21 protein-coding genes and 1 riboswitch are annotated in these 19781 nt (G+C 34.8%); of the genes, 12 read left to right on the forward strand and 9 right to left on the reverse strand.

What is annotated here, in order from left to right; all coding sequences use genetic code 11:
- Positions 1 to 247: 247 nt before the first annotated feature.
- From DRF65_RS23575 to DRF65_RS23620, 10 genes are all read left to right on the forward strand, one after another.
- Complete coding sequence (locus tag DRF65_RS23575; RefSeq protein WP_115973224.1) at positions 248 to 1252, forward strand: AAA family ATPase; 1005 nt, start codon at positions 248 to 250, stop codon at positions 1250 to 1252.
- The gene (locus DRF65_RS23580) at positions 1252 to 1710 is read left to right on the forward strand and encodes a GNAT family N-acetyltransferase (protein ID WP_115973174.1); all 459 of its coding nucleotides are present in this window, start codon (positions 1252 to 1254) and stop codon (positions 1708 to 1710) included. The genes DRF65_RS23575 and DRF65_RS23580 overlap by 1 nt, the downstream gene beginning before the upstream one ends.
- Positions 1711 to 1755: 45 nt before the next feature.
- On the forward strand, positions 1756 to 2619 hold the full coding sequence (locus tag DRF65_RS23585; protein ID WP_115973175.1) for a DUF58 domain-containing protein: 864 nt from the start codon (positions 1756 to 1758) through the stop codon (positions 2617 to 2619).
- Between the two features lie 54 nt (positions 2620 to 2673).
- Positions 2674 to 3570, forward strand: a complete 897-nt coding sequence (locus DRF65_RS23590; protein ID WP_115973225.1) for a BatD family protein — start codon at positions 2674 to 2676, stop codon at positions 3568 to 3570.
- Complete coding sequence (locus DRF65_RS23595; RefSeq protein ID WP_115973176.1) at positions 3563 to 4555, forward strand: VWA domain-containing protein; 993 nt, start codon at positions 3563 to 3565, stop codon at positions 4553 to 4555. Before DRF65_RS23590 ends, DRF65_RS23595 begins: the two co-directional genes overlap by 8 nt.
- Positions 4555 to 5562 (forward strand): vWA domain-containing protein, encoded by a 1008-nt coding sequence (locus DRF65_RS23600; RefSeq protein WP_115973177.1) that lies wholly within the window; start codon positions 4555 to 4557, stop codon positions 5560 to 5562. Before DRF65_RS23595 ends, DRF65_RS23600 begins: the two co-directional genes overlap by 1 nt.
- Positions 5563 to 5661: 99 nt before the next feature.
- Complete coding sequence (locus DRF65_RS23605; protein WP_115973178.1) at positions 5662 to 6402, forward strand: tetratricopeptide repeat protein; 741 nt, start codon at positions 5662 to 5664, stop codon at positions 6400 to 6402.
- Positions 6402 to 8141 (forward strand): BatD family protein, encoded by a 1740-nt coding sequence (locus tag DRF65_RS23610; RefSeq protein ID WP_115973179.1) that lies wholly within the window; start codon positions 6402 to 6404, stop codon positions 8139 to 8141. The genes DRF65_RS23605 and DRF65_RS23610 overlap by 1 nt, the downstream gene beginning before the upstream one ends.
- Positions 8142 to 8185: 44 nt before the next feature.
- Positions 8186 to 8788, forward strand: coding sequence for a MarC family protein (locus tag DRF65_RS23615; RefSeq protein WP_115973180.1), 603 nt, complete (start codon positions 8186 to 8188; stop codon positions 8786 to 8788).
- A gap of 5 nt (positions 8789 to 8793) precedes the next feature.
- Positions 8794 to 8991, forward strand: a complete 198-nt coding sequence (locus tag DRF65_RS23620; protein WP_066694630.1) for a hypothetical protein — start codon at positions 8794 to 8796, stop codon at positions 8989 to 8991.
- A gap of 303 nt (positions 8992 to 9294) precedes the next feature.
- On the opposite strand, the gene DRF65_RS23625 is transcribed toward DRF65_RS23620, so the two are convergent.
- The 8 genes from DRF65_RS23625 to DRF65_RS23660 form a co-directional block, all read right to left on the reverse strand.
- Entirely contained in the window at positions 9295 to 10263 is a 969-nt protein-coding gene (locus tag DRF65_RS23625; RefSeq protein WP_115973181.1) for a chorismate-binding protein, read from the reverse strand.
- Positions 10264 to 10289: 26 nt separating this feature from the next.
- Positions 10290 to 11195 carry a hypothetical protein gene (locus tag DRF65_RS23630; RefSeq protein ID WP_115973182.1) on the reverse strand — a complete coding sequence of 302 codons (906 nt, stop codon included), beginning with the start codon at positions 11193 to 11195 and terminating at the stop codon, positions 10290 to 10292.
- Positions 11182 to 12279 carry an RNA polymerase sigma factor gene (locus DRF65_RS23635; protein WP_165852305.1) on the reverse strand — a complete coding sequence of 366 codons (1098 nt, stop codon included), beginning with the start codon at positions 12277 to 12279 and terminating at the stop codon, positions 11182 to 11184. Before DRF65_RS23635 ends, DRF65_RS23630 begins: the two co-directional genes overlap by 14 nt.
- A 200-nt stretch (positions 12280 to 12479) precedes the next feature.
- Complete coding sequence (locus tag DRF65_RS23640) at positions 12480 to 13538, reverse strand: hypothetical protein (protein WP_115973184.1); 1059 nt, start codon at positions 13536 to 13538, stop codon at positions 12480 to 12482.
- Positions 13539 to 13643: 105 nt separating this feature from the next.
- Complete coding sequence (locus tag DRF65_RS23645) at positions 13644 to 14072, reverse strand: PaaI family thioesterase (RefSeq protein ID WP_115973185.1); 429 nt, start codon at positions 14070 to 14072, stop codon at positions 13644 to 13646.
- A gap of 39 nt (positions 14073 to 14111) precedes the next feature.
- Entirely contained in the window at positions 14112 to 14696 is a 585-nt protein-coding gene (locus DRF65_RS23650) for a 1-acyl-sn-glycerol-3-phosphate acyltransferase (RefSeq protein WP_115973186.1), read from the reverse strand.
- Between the two features lie 315 nt (positions 14697 to 15011).
- Positions 15012 to 16733, reverse strand: a complete 1722-nt coding sequence (locus DRF65_RS23655; protein WP_115973187.1) for a PspC domain-containing protein — start codon at positions 16731 to 16733, stop codon at positions 15012 to 15014.
- An 11-nt stretch (positions 16734 to 16744) separates the two neighbouring features.
- Positions 16745 to 17074 (reverse strand): PadR family transcriptional regulator, encoded by a 330-nt coding sequence (locus DRF65_RS23660; RefSeq protein WP_115973188.1) that lies wholly within the window; start codon positions 17072 to 17074, stop codon positions 16745 to 16747.
- A 519-nt stretch (positions 17075 to 17593) separates the two neighbouring features.
- Here DRF65_RS23660 and DRF65_RS23665 point away from each other — a divergent pair.
- Both DRF65_RS23665 and DRF65_RS23670 read left to right on the forward strand, forming a co-directional pair.
- A complete protein-coding gene (locus DRF65_RS23665; RefSeq protein ID WP_115973189.1) occupies positions 17594 to 18298 on the forward strand; it encodes an XAC2610-related protein in 705 nt (234 codons plus the stop codon).
- Position 18299: 1 nt separating this feature from the next.
- The gene (locus DRF65_RS23670; RefSeq protein ID WP_115973190.1) at positions 18300 to 18890 is read left to right on the forward strand and encodes an HD domain-containing protein; all 591 of its coding nucleotides are present in this window, start codon (positions 18300 to 18302) and stop codon (positions 18888 to 18890) included.
- A gap of 183 nt (positions 18891 to 19073) precedes the next feature.
- On the opposite strand, the gene DRF65_RS23675 is transcribed toward DRF65_RS23670, so the two are convergent.
- The gene (locus DRF65_RS23675; protein WP_047098292.1) at positions 19074 to 19457 is read right to left on the reverse strand and encodes an acyl-CoA thioesterase; all 384 of its coding nucleotides are present in this window, start codon (positions 19455 to 19457) and stop codon (positions 19074 to 19076) included.
- A gap of 116 nt (positions 19458 to 19573) precedes the next feature.
- A riboswitch (cobalamin riboswitch) is annotated at positions 19574 to 19753 on the reverse strand.
- Positions 19754 to 19781 lie beyond the last annotated feature (28 nt).

The following is a 19781-nucleotide window of genomic DNA, read 5'->3' on the forward strand; positions in this document are numbered from 1 at the left end:
ATTAAGGAAAATATAAATTGATAAAAAGGTGTTGTGGCAATTATTGTCACAACATTTTTTATAATGAATTGAATTATAATGGGAAAGATTGAAATATGACCGTAAGATCATTGCAGCAGAATTTATTTTGAATTCTAAAAGGTTGTTAAACCCGGAATATTTAACAAACTTTAACTCAAATATGGCATTCATTATGTTGATTAATGCAAGTATTTATCAGAAATTTACCACTTATTTAAATCAAGCTATGTCAGATACATATCAAGCCGAGGATATCCGTCAGTTGACGGAAAAAGTAAAAGAAAAAAACTACTTATTTTCTCTTCTGAGACAGGAAATCAACAAGGTGATTATTGGGCAGGAATACATGGTAGACCGCTTATTGGTAGGGCTTTTAGGAAACGGGCACGTTCTTCTTGAAGGTGTTCCCGGATTGGCAAAAACATTAGCCATCAAAACTCTGGCAGATGCTGTTCATGGTGAGTTCTCAAGAATTCAGTTTACCCCGGATTTGCTCCCGGCAGACGTGGTAGGAACCATGATTTACAATATCAAAGACAATGATTTTTCTATAAAAAAAGGTCCGGTATTTGCGAATTTTGTTCTTGCGGATGAGATCAACCGTGCTCCGGCAAAGGTACAGTCGGCACTCTTAGAGGTTATGCAGGAAAAGCAGGTGACCATTGGTGATGAAACCATGAAGCTTCCAAAGCCATTTTTAGTACTGGCTACCCAGAACCCGATCGATCAGGAGGGGACTTATCTGTTGCCGGAAGCACAGAGTGACCGTTTCATGCTGAAATGTACTATAGATTATCCTTCTTTTGAAGACGAAAGACTGGTGATGAGAATGGTTTCCACATCCCATCAGCCCACTGTAAAACCAGTGATTTCACTTCAGGATATTGTTGAGGCAAAAGAGATTATCAATCAGATCTATTTGGACGAAAAAATAGAAAAATATATTCTGGATATGGTTTTTGCAACACGTTATCCTGAAAATTACGGACTTTCTGAGCTTAAAAACTATATCAGTTTCGGAGCTTCTCCAAGAGCATCTATCAACCTTGCGATTGCTTCAAGAGCATACGCATTCTTAAAAGGGAGAGCATTTGTAATCCCTGAAGATGTAAAAGCATTGGCTAAAGATGTATTGAGACATAGAATGGGCTTAACTTTTGAGGCAGAGGCAGAAGAGATAACAACTGAAGAAATCATTAACAGGATTTTAGCAAAAATACAGGCACCATAATGAGTGATGTTATTATTAGAAAGGCAGTTCAGGAAGACTGTGCTTCCATGTTGGATTTGATTAAGGAGCTTGCAGAGTATGAAAAAGCGTTGCATGAAGTAACGGTAACCCTGGATCAGTTTACTGAAGACGGATTTGGGAAATCTCCGGTTTGGGGAGCTTTCGTTGCAGAATTGAATGGCGGAATTGTAGGGATCTCATTATATTATGACCGATATTCAACATGGAAAGGAAGAAGACTCTATCTTGAAGATTTGGTAGTAACAGAAAAAATGAGAGGAAAACAGATCGGAAAGCTTCTGTTTGATGCAACTCTTGAACATGGAAAATCTAATGAATATAGCGGAATGGTTTTTCAGGTATTGAACTGGAATGAACCGGCCATTAACTTTTATAAAAAATACAGTCCAAAGTTTGACGACGAATGGTTGAATGTTTCTATTGAGTTTAAAAACTAGAGGTCGAAAACAAGAAACATTGAACCTTAAACATAAAATTCTTCTATGCAGATAAAAGATATTGTAAAAAAAGTAAAGCAGATAGAAATCCGTACCAGAAAAAAGACGGAGGCTGCTTTGATGGGACAATATCACAGCGCCTTTAAAGGGCAGGGAATGACTTTTTCAGAAGTCCGTCCTTATCAGTTTGGTGATGAGATAAGAAGAATCGACTGGAACAAAACCGCGCGTTTCCGTGAGCCATTTGTAAAGGTAATGGAAGAAGAAAGGGAACTCACCATGATGCTTGTGGTAGATATTTCTGCCTCTATGGATTATGGAACAAAAGCTCAGCTGAAAAGAGAATATGTTGCAGAAATAGCAGCCAGCCTGGGATTTTCAGCAGCCGGGAATAATGATAAAGTCGGATTGATTCTTTTTGCAGATAAAGTGTATAAAGTAATTCCTCCCCAAAAAGGAAGAAAGCATATCCTTTCCATTATCAGTAATATTCTTACCGCAGATTATATTCCTGTAGAATCTAAAATAGATAAGGCGCTGGAATATATGATGGGAATTTTTAAAAGAAAATCTCTGGTTTTCCTGTTCTCAGACTTTCAGGACGAATATGATTCCAAAATGCTGAGAGTAGCCTCAAAGAAGCATCACCTTTTAGGAATGCGGATATTTGATGAGAAAGATAATGAGATTCCTGATGTAGGGTATACTTTGCTGTACGATGCAGAAACAGGGAAACAGATATGGGCGAATACTTCAAGTGCAAGATGGAGATATACCTTTGCTGAAGCTCAGAAACAAAAATTAAGAGCTTTGGAGGAAGATTTTGCCAACAGTTCGGCCAGTTTTATGAATGTAAATACCGGCTCAGATTATTCAAAATTGTTGTATAATTATTTTCAGAAAAAATAACATCGGGTTTTGCCCGCAGTAAATCAGGCGTTAGCCTTTATTATTATTTTAACATTGAGAAAAATACTTTTAATATTATCTTTCCTAGTCTGTGCAAATGCGTTTTCACAGATCTTATCTTCTAATGTAGAGAAGAAAACCTTGGCTCTGGGGGAACTCAATCATCTTACGATAAAGATTGATAATCTAAATAATGAGCAGGTAAACTCTGCAGCCAAAAACGAACTGTTGCCTTTTCATTTTGAAGAAACCAAGGACAGTATTGGGCAAAACGCTAATTTTTATGAAAGGAAAATAGAATTTGCTGTTTTTGAGGAAGGAAAGTTTACTATTCCGGAACTGGAGTTTAAAGTTGGAGATAAAATTCTTAAAACCATTCCTTATGAAATAGATGTCATTAATACTGCTCAGAAAGCAGACCAGATTAATGATATCATGAAAAATAAGGAGATAAAACTTGCTGCTCAGGATTATTGGGAGCTTTACAAACTTTATATTCTGGCAGCATTGGCAGCCATTGCTCTGATTATTGCCATTTTTATGATTGTAAAATGGGGCAGAAAAGCAAAAGGATCTCCGGTAGTGGCTACCAATCAGACTTTAAAGGAGCTGGATTCTCTTAAAAAGAAAAAATATATTGAAGAAGGTAATTTCCGTTCCTTTTATGTTGAACTTATCGAAATATCCAGAAATTTTATTACCAAACAATATCGCCTTCCTGCTGATGTTCTTTTGACAGATGATCTTATTGAGGTGATGAAAAAGAACAATACCATTTCTCAGGATAACGAGAAAATTATTGAAGAAGTATTCCTGAGAGGGGATCTGGTGAAATTTGCCAAAACATTTCCGGATCAGATTACAATGGAGAAAGATTTTGCAGATATCAGAGATTTTGTGAAAAGGTCGTCCCAGGATTTAGAATTTGAAAACTTAAGAAAGGATGTTTAATTTTGAGTTTTACAGTCCGTGGTTTTTACTGCTTTTTTTGCTGTTTATTCCTCTTCTTGTAAAAGATGCGGGTAAAAATAAAAGAAAAGGTATAAAAGTTCCTACCATAAAAAATATGGGAATGAGTGGTGGAATACAAGGAATTCTTTTCTTATTGAAAATATCCAAGTATATTATTCTGTCTGCACTTATTATTGCGATGGCAAGACCGAGAACCTTTACAGTTTCACAGGACAGGGATGATACCAAAGGAGTTGATATTATGCTGTCTATTGATGTTTCACTCAGTATGCTGGCGAAGGATTTAAATCCTGACCGTATTACTGCTCTTAAAGATATTGCCATTAAATTTGTACAGAAACGTCCAAATGATAGAATAGGAGTGGTGGCTTATGCTGCAGAAGCATTTACCAAAGTTCCTGTGACCTCAGACCATCAGGTGGTGATAGATGAGATTAAAAATCTTAATTCTACAGGTTTAGAGCCGGGGACAGCCATCGGAGAAGGCCTTTCTGTTGCCGTAAATCATTTAACGAAAAGTAAAGCAAAAAGTAAAGTGATCATTCTGATGACTGATGGGGTAAGTAATATAGAAAATGCAATTCCACCACAGCTTGCCGCAGAACTTGCAAAAAATAATGACATAAAAGTATATACCATTGGGATAGGAACAAATGGGTATGCGCTGATGCCTACAGCGGTAGATTTTTTCGGAGATCTTATCTTTACAGAGGCTGAGGTGACGATTGATGAGAATACATTGAGAGAAATTGCCCAAACGACAGGCGGAAAGTATTTCAGAGCTACTTCCAACAGCAGTCTTGAAGAAGTATATGATGAGATCAATCATCTGGAAAAATCTGATGTGAAAGTGTCAAAGCTGTACAATTATGAAGAGTATTTTAAAATCTTTTTGTGGATTGCTTTGGCGATGCTGGTGCTGGATGCATTATTGAGATGGATGTTTTATAAAATTTTAAGTTGATGAGTTGGTCTTTAGGAAATTACTGGTATTTGTTCTTACTGCTGCTTCTGCCGCTGTTAGCTTCCTTTTTGATTCATTTTCTGAAATGGAGAAAGAAAAAGAGAGACATCTTTGCAGCAAGCCAGTTTCATGATAATTTATTTGAAAAGAGTTCGGGATTTACAAGGTTCTTTCCGGCATTATATCTGTTGGGAACGTTGTTTTTAATATTTTCTATCATTGATCTTCTGAATGGGTCCGAAGAAGTGAAAAGCAACCAAAAACTGAATAATGTGATCTTTATGCTGGATGTTTCCAATTCCATGAATGCTGAAGATATTGAACCAAGCAGACTGATGGAAGCGAAAAATGTGATGATACAGACCATGTCGAAAATGAAAAACGATAAGATCGGAATTGTCATTTTTGCGGGACAGGCAATATCCATTATGCCATTAACAACAGATTATAACTCTGCAGAAACTTATATCAGTGGTATTGAAACTACCTCTATGAAGATTCAGGGAACAGATTTTCTGAAAGGGATACAGGCAGCTACTGAAAAATTTAAAAATGTAAGCAAAGGATCACGGAAAATTATACTGCTGAGTGATGGTGAGGATAATGAAGGAAATGATAATGCAGCAATAAGACTTGCCAATAAAGAAGGAATAGCTATTACCTCTGTAGGAATAGGAACAGATGAAGGGGCTCCCGTTCCGGTATACAATGATGGGCAGCTGATGGGATATAAAACAGACATAAACGGAGGGACTGTAATTTCTAAAAGACAGACCGAAGCTTTAAATAAAATGGCGGGATCTACAGGAGGAACCTATATTGATGGAAATAACATTAATGAAGCTCCGGATAGGATCATTGATGCGATCAATAAGAAGTCTTCAGGATCGGAAACACTTGTGAAATCACAGAATGCCAATCATTATTATCAATATTTCTTAGCGGTCTCTATCCTGTTTTTCTTTTTAATTTATATTTTTAATCTTAAAAATGATTTTAATCTATAATTTTCCTTTATTTATAGAAGAATATCTACAGATACTTTAACCGAATTTTAACAAATAAAACTCTGTTTCTTAACATATAAAGGAATAATTTTGCAAGTAATGAATACTAAAACCATATTTTTATCGTTTATAGTTGCTTTCTCATTCTCAGGCTTTTTGTTTGGGCAGGAAAACTACAGAACTTTGGTTCATGAAGGCAATCAGAAATTTGACGGTAAAGACTATGATGGAGCGTCCTCCAAATATATGGAGGCTGTGAAATCCAATGACAAGGATTTTACGGCTCATTATAATATGGGAAATGCTTTATATAAAAGTAAAAAATATGAAGAGGCAAAGTCCGAATTTGAAAAAGCACAACAGCTTTCCCAAACTCTTCCTGATAAGGCTGCAGCACTTCATAATTTAGGGAATACCTATATGCAGATGAATCAGCCGGAAAAAGCGGCAGATTATTATAAAAAAGCGCTTAAACAAAACCCTTACAGTGAGGCTACCCGTAAGAATTATGAAATTGCCAAGCTGAAAGAAAAAGAAAAGCAACAAAATAAAAACCAGCAGAATAACTCTGGAAAAGGTGGCGGCGGAAGCGATCAGAACAAAGGTGATGATCAGGGTGATAAAAAAGACCAAAGGCAGGATCAGGGAAATGGCCAACAAAACGAAGGCAAAAGTGACCAAGGCAATCCTCAGCAGAATCAGAATAATGAGGGTAAAATGCCCAAAAATCTTGAAAATCAGCTCTTAGATAAAATAAACGAAAAAGAAAAAGAAACCGCCAGAAGAATTTTAAACAAAAATTCTTATTCGATGCCCGAAAGCAACGAGAAAGATTGGTGATGAAGTATAGATTGATTTACATATTGCTTACTCTGGCATCCGTAATTACTTACGGACAGGTAAATCTTTCTCTTGATGCTGATAAAACAGAGTATGGTGGAAAAGATGTTGTAAACCTTACCATTGTTCTCGAACTTAATGGAACAGACCTTGTTCAGCAGACAGGTTTCCAGCTTCCGGACCTTTCAAAATTTAATATTATAGGCAGCGGATCTGTAACCAATACTGTAATTGATCCCGCTACCAATACGCTTATTACTCAAAAAGTATCCAGAATTGCGCTTGAACCCAAGAAAAAGGGTAAAATCAAAATAGGGTCCGTATTGGTTACTGTAAATAACAAAATCTATAAAACAGAGCCTTTCGACGTTAATATCCGCGATATTGTTGATAAAAGATCCTTAGCTGGTAATACTTCCAATGAAGTATTTCTGAATATGGAAATCGAAGACAGGGATGTTTATCAGGATCAGCCTACTATTGCTGTTCTGAAAGTATATTCCAGAAATATGGATAATCTCAGAAAAGTAAAAAATATCCGTCTTCCGCAACAGGAAAATATCAATGTACATCCTATCAATTTCACTAAATCCGAGATTGATCCTTCCGGTAACGGAAATATGTCATCGCAGATCTTGGCCATGTTTATGGTATTCCCGAATAAAGCCGGATATGTTGAAGTTCCTGGAGTATCAGCATCAGTAAGTACTTATTCAAACAAAAATAAAATTGTTTCCAATAAGATAAAGCTTAATGTAAGAAAGCTTCCGGAAGGAGCACCTGATGGTTTTAAAAATGCAGTAGGAAACTTCAGTGTAAGCGTTCATAATACAACTAAGGAAAAACCCGAAGCCAAAAAACCACTAAATGTTGTTGTAAAGGTTACCGGAGAAGGAAATTTACCCGATATGGAGCTTCCTAAAATTGTAGCTTCTCCCGACTATGAAGTTTTTGCACCAAAAATCACATCGAAGGTTTCTCCTGGAGCTTCCGGGATGAAAGGTACCATTATGGCTAACTATGTAGTGATTCCTAATAAATCAGGAGCCATTTCCATTAAGACAGAGCCATTTGCCTTTTTTGATCCTGAAAATAAGGAATATGTGGATCTGGGGCAAAAAACATTAGATGTAAATGCACTTTCACACGACCAGGTAATGGAGTCCCGTTCTACAGTAGAAAAGGTAAATGAATATACCAATAATCTGCTGGAAACGGTAAATACACCGGTCTTAAAAACCACCTCATTTAAAGTAAAAGAAAAAAATAAATTCCACTGGAATATTCTTTTGACCAATATTACTATTCTTTTAGGCTTATTTGTTGTCTATCTGATATTTAAAACTTGGCAAAAAAAGCGCGCATTAGTTAATGAAACTATATCTCAAAAACCCTTAGGTTCAGTGGCTGAAACAGAAAAAGAAATCAGAGAGTTGCTGAAAACGGACATCAATGATTATTTTGGTTATCTTGAAAACCTCAAGGATAATGGTGAGTATGAAAAGTTCTTTACCACTTTGGAAGAGTTGGATCAGGAAGTACGAAATCAGTATTTCCAAGGCTCTGTTGCTGAGTTTAAGACTTTTCTTGAAAAGCATAAAGGTTCTTCAGTTGCAGAAGAGTATGCAAGATTGCAGCAGAAAATTCAAATGGAGAAATATTCTCCTGTGAAATCTCAAGAAGGTATTGAAGAACTTTTGAAAACAATTGTTAATTTATATTCACAAATTAGCAAATAGTCAGTTTATTTTCATATTTTTGCGAAATTTTTAATTACAAAGAGATGGAAATTTTTGATGGTTTCTCTTTTAAAGAGATCGTTACCAGCTTTATGGTTCTTTTTGCCGTTATCGATATTATCGGCTCGGTTCCTATTATAGTAAGCCTTCAGCAGAAGTTCGGAAAGATTGAAGCTGGAAAAGCTTCGATTACTGCCGGAGCAATTATGATTGTTTTCCTGTTTGTAGGGAATAAAATTCTAAAGCTGATTGGAGTAGATGTCAATTCATTTGCCATTGCCGGAGCTTTTGTGATTTTTGTCATAGCGCTTGAAATGATTTTAGGTATAGAGATCAATAAAACAACGGAAGCAAAGGCTGCATCCATTGTGCCCATCGCATTTCCATTGGTTGCAGGTGCCGGAACTTTAACAACAGCATTATCCCTCAGAGCTGAATTTCATGATATTAATATTATCTGCGGAATTATTCTTAATACAATTTTCGTATATTTGGTGCTGAAATCAGCGAAATGGCTGGAGCAGAAAATAGGAGATGCAACTTTGATGATTCTTCAGAAAGTTTTCGGTATTATTCTTTTAGCGATTTCAATTAAATTATTCACTGCAAATTTTGCCCAATTGGTGCTGAATTATGTTAATTTTTAAAAATTATGAAGAAGTTTTATAAAGTATTTTTAGTACTGTTCATTGTTTTCATTGCCATCAATCTTTATGCTATCAACTGGCAGAATGACCTTATCGCTGATGAAGACAACATTAAGTTTGTATTTTCTGCATCCGCTGCTGCAATAGGCCTTATCCTTCTTTTTGTAATGGATACCTGGAGCCGAATCGGTGTAAAGAAGTAAATAAATTAAATTTTATAGATATAGCCTCTTTCGTTTTGAAGGAGGTTTTTTTATAGATAAAAGATAAAAGATAAAAGATAAAAGATAAAAGATAAAAGATAAAAGATAAAAGATAAAAGATAAAAGATAAAAGATAAAAGATAAAAGATAAAAGATCTTGTCATTAAACAACTATTCCCCATATACATATCCATTTGGATATCAGCATCGATAGAGGTGGACTTTAGCCCATCCTAGTAAATGAAATAATTCCATTATTGGCTTTAGCCAAAATTTACTATTGAAACACAAACTTTCTATTTACTAGGAGACAACCAGGTTTTTCAAAATAGCTTCAGACTTAAGCTCTGTTTCCATCCATTCCTTTTCTGGATTACTTTGAGCAGTAATTCCACCTCCTACGAAAACGTGTAGAGAATCTTTATAAAGCCTTGCGCATCTAAGATTTACAAAATAAAGAACACTCTCTTCAGTTTCCACTTTTATATAACCGGCATAGAATTCACGCGGAAATTTCTCGTACTTTCTGATGTTTTCATTGCAAAAATCCTTAGGTATACCACAAACTGCCGGAGTAGGGTGTAGATCCTGAATCAGGTTATCAAGGTCATCAGGCTTTATAGTTGTTTTAAAATCTGTACGGAGATGCTTGATATTCCCTGAAACATGGTCATACGTTTCGGATTGCTGAACCTGATCAGAATAGTTTTTAAGAATAGTCTGAATGTAAGAGGTAACCGGTTTTTGCTCTTCAATTTCTTTTTCTGTCCATTCTTCAGAAACAGGAAGAGTTCCTGCCAATGCCATAGTTTCAAACTCATGTGTAGCTTTGTTGAATTTTCCCAATACTTCCGAAAAGGCCCCCATCCACGCATTTTCTCTGTCATTAAACAAATATCTGAAGGCATTAGGGTAGGATTGGCATAAATTCTCAAAACTAGCCTTATAATCAATCGTATTAAAGGCTGTAAAGATTTTTCTTCTTGAATAAACCAGTTTAGGAAGATTGTTTTCTTTAATGATTTCAATTACCTGCTGTAAAGTATTGCAGTATTCCTCTTTGGTTTCTGCTGTAAAACCGGTTGTATCCTCAGGAAGGAATTCATTGGTAACAGAGAGATCATGAAACTTTATCAGATCAGCTTTGATGATATTTCCATTAAAGTTAATTTGGGTAAGGCTGTTATAAGAATAAAAATTGACAGCATCTTTATCGTTTGTTTCCTCTACAGTATGCAATCCTTCATTGAAGGGAAGTTTGAAATAAATCATGAGTTATGAATGGATTTTGAAAATCACTAACCGGAAATAATATAGGAAATTCCGAAGTTGATTTTCCTTTCTGCAAAGGTATTATTAGTCTGAAAGATGTCAAAATTATATGTGCTGTTTTTTAAGGAAACATTGTTCATTTTATATTCCTGGTAGTCCACAGATAGTATCCATTTTTTCAGCGCTTTGTACTGAATTCCCATACTATATCCAAAATTAAGCTGATTGGAAGTAAAATCATCCGGTTTGTTTAGAATATTGTTTTCTGGTGTTAAAAATTTCATTTTATAAATATTTTTATGGGTTAAAATACCTATAAACGGCTTGAAGTTTCTCCATTCATATAATAATTTTAATTGTAAAGCATATTCAAAATGTTTATTATTGAATTGCTGAAAGAGTAGAGGTTGGGAATCTTTTGTAAAATAATAACCATTCAGCCATGTATCTTCTTTGCGGGCGTCCAGATCAAAATTAGAATTCCAATGATATACATGAGCTGAAAACATTAATGATAACTTATTAATAATCGGCTTTGAAATCCATAATCCGGCATTTATTCCAAATTGAGTGTTATTTTTGCCAAGCTCTTTAGCCCAATTACTATTTTTAATGCCCGTTCCAATCTCTATTCCAAACTGAATTTTTTTTGTTACGGATATCGGGATTCCTTTAACCTGATCCCTGAAAAAGGTAAATTGTTGTATCGGATCTTTTCCAGCTGTTGCTGTAGTTTCATTGAGAATAATCCCTTTGGGCTGTATTTTCAACGCTTTTTCCAGATAAATAGTGTCATAAATAATGACTTTTTCATAAACATATAGAGTGTCTGTTTTTTTTCTTTGAGCATTGAAGGTCTGTAAAATAATCAGGAAAATTATTAAAAATGATTTTTTAAAAAACATGATGGTTGTATATTTATCTTTCAACATATATGGTGTCTCTCTGTATAATTTTCTTTACAACAATGACTTTTCGGGGAGAGTCTTCTTTAGCAGTATCTTTTGTGGTGATTTGATGCCCTTTTGCTTTTATATTACCTGCTGTTACCTCCGGAATTTCTGTTTTTTCTATTTCTGGTGTTGTTTGCTTATTTTCCTGTACATCGTATCGATTAATAGTAGAAATAGAATTTTGTAGGGATTCAGTTTCAGTTTTAGGTTGTATTCCATTTTCTATCGTTTCTGAATTTCCAGAATGAATACTATTGCTGAAAAAGATACTTCTGCTTGGTCGGTAAATAATAACACAGACAATGATAAGAATTAAAAGAGTTCCGCCACCCGTTACCGTTCCCATTCTTTTTGTCAATCTTGAGCTTACAGGAATAGGATAAGGTGTAGGAGTAACATCCTCCGGTATTCTCAATATTCTTGAAGTTGACAGTGAAAAATCTGAGAATTTACTTCTGAAAGTCTGCGCCCACAATAGATTTCCTAAGCCAATAAAAACCAATAGCTGAGTGAGTTTTTTTCTGTTTTTAGGAGTAGCTGGTTGTATTGTTTTGAGCAGATGGCTTTGTACTGCTTTTTTAGCTCTTAAAAGATGTGACTTTGATGTATTGATAGTAATTCCAAGTTGATTGGCAATTTCTGCATGTGAGTAGTTTTCAATAAAATATAAATTGAAAACTGATTTATGATGATTAGGTAGGCTGTCAATAGAAGACAGAAGTTCTTCTTGAGTAAAATCATAGGCAAGAATATTCACTTTTTCGTCAGTATTACTCATTGCAAGTGATGCATCAAAGGTTTCTGGTAATTCATCCGTAATAAAAGTTTCTTTATTGCTTTTCCGTAAATACTGTAACGCATTGTTGACTACAATTTTTTTGAGCCAGGCAAAAAGCATCTTCTCATCTTTAAGCTGATGAATATTTTGGATGGCTGCAATAAAGCTGTCCTGAAGAATGTCTTCCGCTGTATGCAGGTCTTGTATATACCTACGGCAAATCCCCAACAATTTAGGAGAGTGTGTACTGTATATTTTTTGCCAGTCGTTAGTTTTTACTATCAATCGTATTAATTTTTAGCTACTTATGTTAAGAGTTGATCTTCTCTCTAATATGAGTATTATGTTTTTTATTTCTTGAAAGTAAAGTTATTTCTATAGGTGTTATTTTATAAGATGGGAAAATAAAAAATGGCATATCCCCAAAACTTTTTGGGAATATACCTTGTAGATTTCTCAATCACTAATCTTTATCATCAATTGTGTTATTTTTTTACAACAAAGATTGAATTGAAACACCCTCTAAATATATTAGGGAGGCTTTGAGTTTCTACATCATTTATATAAAACTTCACTGATGGCTGATATGAGTTGTATCTGATAGTGTAGATATTCTGATCTTTTACAGCGAAATGTCCTATAGTATTGAACCCACTGGGATTATTCATTGTAACTAATGTATTGTTTTTATAATAGAAATCTTTACCTATATAATACTGATCAGATCCTTCAAAATATATTTGGTTGACTCCGCTCTGAAGAATATTACTTGGAATCTGCATATCATTTCCTGAAGAAATATTTTTAGCAGAGCTAATAAAATTATCCAGATTATTGGTATATTTTGTTAGCATATAAGACTGAGAAGGATTAGAAGGATCATTAATAAAGCTGTGAGACAAAAGTTCATTGGTACCATTAATAAGACTCTGATAATTTCCATTTTTGTAATATCCTAGATCCCACGTAGGTGTCGGATTTGAAGAATAATTAAAGTTTTTGCGAACAGATATATAGATGTCATTATTAAACACTGCCATATTATTCATTATCATATTATTATTCCCTCCATAATAATCTAATACTGTTTTTACTCCATTTTTCCAGTAACAATATTGGTATTTGTCCTCTGGAGAGGTAGGTGAAGGATTGGTTAAAGTCCCTAGAAAATAAATATTCCCGTTATGAACGATCCCATTTACAATGGAAAAATTTGGGTCATTTGATGCATTTAAATATTCTGATACATTATGTTTTATCCCATTTTTCCAGAAATACCATGCAGGTTTTGGGTCAATCTTATCTATATTTGTTCCGAAGAGATACATATCATTATTATCAACAATAATTTTAGTTCCCATCAGGTTTTCTCCTCCCTGTACAAAGGTTTGCTGCCCGTTCTTCCAGTAACAGGCTTTAAATTCATCTACCCCGCCAAGATAGACGTCATAAGATGCTTTCTTTTCTATAAGAGTTGAATCTTCATTATTACAGGAAATACAGAATAAGAAAGCAGTTAAAAAAGCTAAAATTTGAATTTTCATGGTTGTTGGTTTCTTATAAGACGAAAGAAAATGAAAAGGTTGCAGTAAGAATATAAAAAAAGCTCAAAAAAATTTGAGCCTTTGATTCTTTAATGTCAATTCAACCTACTTATTAATGATATTATTCGTCATCGTAGTATGGTTAATAAGTGTTCCTTTTTCATCTCTGATTTCAATTTCAGAAACGTGCATTGTTTTTCCTTTTCTGATGAATCTGGCAGTGGCTGTTACAATCCCATCCTTTTTACTTCTTAAGTGATTGGAGTTGATATTGGTTCCTACACCATAGTATTTATCACCATCAATGAAAATATTAGAAAGACTTGAACCCAGCGTTTCAGCCAATACACAGCTTGCTCCTCCGTGCATGATTCCAAAAGGCTGGTGTGTTCTTGGCAATACCGGCATGGTGGCAGTAAGAGTTTCATTTTCGAAATCTATATCGATGAATTTAATTTCCATTGCTTTTGCAAAGGTTTCATCACCCCAATTGTTGATGAATGCTAGTATTTCTTCTTTGGTCTGACCTTTCATTTTTATAAAGATATGTGATGATTAATATATAATAATTGATTATTCGCCTGTTCCCATAATATTAGGGTTCCAGTTGGCCGGAATTTTAGGTACAATATCGTTTGTTACATAATAATCCTGAATTTCCTGCATGATTTCAGAAAATGGCACAGATGCAATTCTTTCATAAGGAATGGTATAACCCAGGTAAACAACATTTCTTTTAAAATCTCCTGCCGCCAGTACAATAGGCACTTTTGCTGCCATAGCCATATGGTAGAATCCTTTTCTCCATTTCGGAACCCAGCTTCTTGTTCCTTCCGGGGTAATCACAAGGCTGAAATCTTCCTTAGCAAACTGACTGGCCACAAAATTAACAAGGTCGTTTTTCTGGCTTCTGTCTATTCCAATTCCTCCCAGTCCTTTTACAATTCCTCCGTACCAGGCTTTGGTGTGAGCATCCTTGATGATGATTTTCAAAGGTTTATTCAGGGACCAATAGGCAAAATTTCCTAAAATGTATTCCATATTATGGGTGTGCGGTGCCACCACCAGGATACATCTGTTGAGGACGTTAACATCGCCCTGCAGAACAACTTTCCATCCTAATAACTTTAACATCAGTTTGCCTATCAGCTTTTTCATAGATTCTTGGATTAAAAACAAAAAAGTATAACCAAATTGGTTATACTTTTACAAATATATTGAAATATTATTGCTCTTAAAACAAACCGTTGATTAAATCTACGATTTTCATTACGAATTCCATTGCAAATTGTATCATAATAAGAGTGTTTTTTTAGTGTTGGTTGGTTATTAAATTTTTAACTATACGAAATTAAAACAATTTTTTCACATAGAGAACTAAATAGTAGCTTTTTTCACTTTTCTGAGAGAAGAATGGTGTGAATTTCAAACGGTTGCTTTCCATTCACACCTGCTACCACTCTCTGTAGTTAATTATTTAGTTTGTATGGATATTTCGTTTTTTCCGTCCTTGATTTTGATATCTACATCCTTGTTGATCTTTTTAATATCAGATGCTACAGAATCAATTACTTTCTTAGCCTGGTTATTCGGAACCTTTTTACCATTGATGATAATGCTGTCCTTGTCATCAGAGTTATATTCTATGCTGGAACCGTTTACTGTGATTTTATTCTTTTCAATTCTGATTCCGTTTTCGTCTTCATCTCTGTTCTGATCATCATCATTAATACCATCACCATCCAGATCTCCATCTATATTGATTCTGTTTTTGTTCATTGAGATTACCCGCATTTTCTGTGGTACTACAAGTTCATAGTTCACTCTGTAATCTCTGAATCTGTGATCATAAGGATACTTTACGAAGTTAGGAAGCATTACTTTATTGTTAATTACTTCTACAGGAACGGTAAGCTGGATAGGGAAGTTATATCCGTTTCCTTCTTTTTTGATAATAAGGTATGGTGTTTTGATATCCGGCTTTCTTGTAACTTCTACAGAAACATAATCTTCCTCATACACATTTTTCTTATCCGAATAAATATCATCATCATACGCTTTGTAGTTCTGTGGAATACTTACCTGTTTCATGTCTACATATATCGTATCAGAAGTTGTATTGATCGCTACATTTTCAGTATCTTCTTTACTTCCTTTGTAGATCAGATTTTTCTTAGCCATACTGATTCCAAAGTAAGTTCCCAGTCCTATCAGAAGAAGGAATAAACCTCCTATTACCCATCCTATGTTTCTCAACTTTGTTTTTGGAGAAAAGATCTTGATGCTTAATAAACTGAACAGAATTGCAGGGATTAAGCTTCCGATTACCATTATGGCTGCCAATACTTTATCAAGTCCCTGATCATCCATATAAAATCTGATCTGATTAGCCCCGGGAAAATCTGTATCCATTCCGAAAAGACCGAATAACACAAATACTCCGATAATACTTCCTACCGCCATCAATACGAAGATTCCTCCTACAATATATTTGATTATATTCCATGCTCCACTTCCTGCATTGTTGATGTAAGGCTTGTTTTCGTTGTAGATTTCTCCGACTCTCTGAGTGGATTCATTGGCAAACTGTACCAATTTGTTAGACTCATTCTTAAGATTGTCGAAGTTCATAGGCTTTCCCTGCATTTTCAGGAAATCTGCTGCAGTTTCAGCCTTTGGAAGTACGGCCCAAAGAATTACATAAAGAAGACCTATTAATGAAGAGGAGATTGCTGCAGTGAAGATTCCTAAGACGAAAACCCCCAGCCAAATCGCTCTCATAGCCGTAATATCCATTCCTACATACTGAGCTAAACCAGCACAAACACCTGCTACTTTTTGTTTTTCAGGATCACGGAACAATTGTTTCTTATCTGAGTAATTAGTTCCTGTATTGGTATTTTTAGTTGTATTTTTTTCAGAAAAATAAGCCTCTTCCTGTTCTTCGATTTTTTCAGGGGTTCCGATCTGTGCGATTACTTTTTCTACATCTGTATCGTTGATCACTTCACGTTTTCCCAGTGAATCTCTGAAGATCTCCACCATTCTTATTTCTATGTCATGCATTACCTCATCTGCTTCGGAAGCATCCAGTGAGCTTCTCAGAGCGTTCAGGTAATCGCTGAGCTTTATATATGCGTGTTCTTCTATCGTAAAAGAAAAACCTGCGAGTCCTATTGAGAGTGTCTTGTTCATAGCTTTGTTTTTTAATGTTGTTGTGTGATTTGGTTTACTGAGGCTGTAAGCTCATTCCACGTATTTAGAAGTTCATTCAGGAAAAGTTTTCCTTTTTCCGTGATCTGATAATATTTTCGGGGTGGCCCGCCTGTAGATTCTTCCCATCTATAAGAGAGAAACTCTCCGTTTTTAAGTCTTGTAAGAAGAGGGTAGAGGGTACCTTCCACTACATCCAGTTTTCCTTTTTTCAGCTCATCTATAAGATCGGAAACATACATTTCGCGATTATTAATGAGACTTAGAATACAGAATTCCAGAATTCCTTTTCGCATTTGCGCTTTGGTATTTTCAGTATTCATCTTGTATAAGTTTGTTAATTAGGTTATATTTTTAGAAAAATGCTCCTAGCTAGTTGAGCCTATTCTAATTTTACATTACAAAGATATGTAAATAAAATGGTATTATGCAATACAAAGTAGTGAAATTTTTAAAATAAAACATTTAATTAATTGATAATCAGTATTATAATTTTTAATTCATATTTTTGAAAATCTTATTTTGAGAAAAAAGTCTTTTGAAAAGTTTAAGATTTTGATGAATTTTGGAAAAATATAGAGGATGAAAACCGTTTTTACTGATAGTTTATATATCTGGTTTTTTATCTGTGGTAAAATGTGTTTTATGTATAGCGATCCAAATAATTAGTGAAGTATTTGTATAATTTTTGTGTACAAAATATCCAAAATTCAAAATAACAGAACTGACTGCTATCTTTTCAAGTTTTGTCACTCATGTAAATACGTTTGGGTTTTGAAATCGGAGTAATGATTCGTATTTTTGTTTGGACGTTTTTAAAAAACATTTGAACCTATATTACTATGAACATGAATATTTTGAATTATTACAGGAGTTTATCCGCTTTTATATTATTAGGACCTTTATGTTTTGGGCAATACCAGCTTGAAGTCAAAAATATATCAAAAAATTATAGTGCTGTCATTCATTCTGAAAACTGTTTTGAAGGTAGTTGTAAAGGCAAAAGTACAGTAGATCTGTTTAATAACAACAATGCCAAGGTCCAGACTTTTGTATCTGATGACCTGGTAATAGACTTAAAGCCGGATCAAAAACCGAGGCCCGGAAAAATGATGACGCTGACCGATGAACAGAGATCGCTTATTATAGATGATTTTAATTTTGATGGTACCGAAGATATAGCTATAAGGAACGGAAATATGGGGAACTATCACAGTGCTTCATATGATGTATACGTTTTCAACAGTACAAGAATGAGTTTTGTAAAAAGTAAAGAGCTTACGGATCTGGCATCGAATGGGTTTGATATTTTTGATGTTGATTCCAAACGTAAACGTCTTATCACTTCCGGAAAATCGGGATGTTGTGATATTTTCACTACAGAATATGCCATAATTCCGAATAAAGGACTGGATAGAGTTTTTGAAAAAGAAGTGGATATGACTAGTGAAGATCGTGTAAAAGTGATCACGAAAGAAAAAATAAACAATAAATGGGTAACCAAAACCAAGGTATATACATCAGAACAATATAATAAAGATAAGTAAGATGAAGATCCAGAAAGAAATTGATTTTATCCTGGCAGTAGATGCCCTGAAAAATGTACAGCGAAGAAATTATAATGCAGACGATTCCAGAAGAGAGAATACAGCAGAGCATTCATGGCAGATTATTATTCTTGCCCAAATCCTTTATCCGTATGCAAAAAACCGCACAGATATTGATTTGTTAAGAGTTATAAGAATGCTTTCGATTCATGATCTTGTGGAGATTGAAGCAGGTGATACTTTCCTTTTTGATGAGGCAGCAATGGTGGGGAAGTTTGAAAGAGAAAAAATTTCCGCACAGAAGATCTTCGGAATTCTCGATGAACCTTTAAGAACAGAATTCTTTAATCTATGGCTTGAGTTTGAGGAAGAAGCAACTCCAGATGCTATTTTTGCATGTTCTATCGACAGAATTATGCCTTTTATTCTTAATTCCTATACTTCCGGCAAAAGCTGGACAGAAGCTGGAGTGACTGAAAAACAGATCAGAAATATGCTTGAAAATGCTATTACCAGAGCGTCAGATGAAATGGGAGAGGCTTTTGAAATGTTGTTGAGCAGAGGTCTGGAAACAGAAAAGGTCTTAAAATAATCTGAGTTTGATAAGGATGGTCAGTTTAGAGCATGGAGGCTGGAAGTTATTCCTGTAATTAATAAAAGTCACTTGTTTGGCCTTTCTGATATCAATAAAAACAGAAATGTTTTATTCTGAATTTAGAGTAAAATAAATATCATAAAATTTTCGGGCGGCCAAAGGCCGCCCGAAAATTTTTATTTATAGTATCTGGATTGGTTTCTTGAATTCATCAATTGCTACAAAGGTGAAGTCACCTACAATTGCTTTTTCTCTTTCATAAGAATACATCTGCTCTGTATAGATTTCTACACTTACTTTCATACTGGTTTTTCCAACATATGAAACTTTTCCGATAAGCTCTACAATCGTTCCTGCAGGAATAGGTTTTTTAAAATCGATTTTATCACTGCTTACTGTTACCACTCTTTTTCTTGCGAAACGAGTCGCTGCAATAAAGGCTACTTCATCCATAAGCTGCATGGCAGTACCTCCGAAAAGGGTATCATAATGATTGGTTGTGTTAGGGAAAACCGCTTTAAAGATTCTGGTTTCGGCAGCTTCAATTCTTTCTTCTGTAGTCATATTTCATTATTAATTAAAGCGAAATGAAATAGTATCAAAACAACAGAATAATGACAGGAACTTTGGAAATCCCTGAAATAATCCATCAGATCAATAAAACTTCAGATCGCGAAAGTTTCTTGTTTAAGAAAGCGGCAGGTCTCCTGACTTGTAACATCTTTATCTCCTTCCCATGCCTCGCACAGTGGATCTTTTGATAAAGATTTCAGTTACTTACAGTTGCGCGACAGTCCGTGATTTTCACACGGTTCCCTTTTAATCTGCGGTGATGCAGAACCAGTTTCTATGATGAATAAGCGTTAAAACTTTTTCGGCTGCAAAATT

The sequence above is a fragment of the Chryseobacterium pennae genome, assembly GCF_003385515.1.
Taxonomy (GTDB): Bacteria; Bacteroidota; Bacteroidia; order Flavobacteriales; family Weeksellaceae; genus Chryseobacterium; species Chryseobacterium pennae.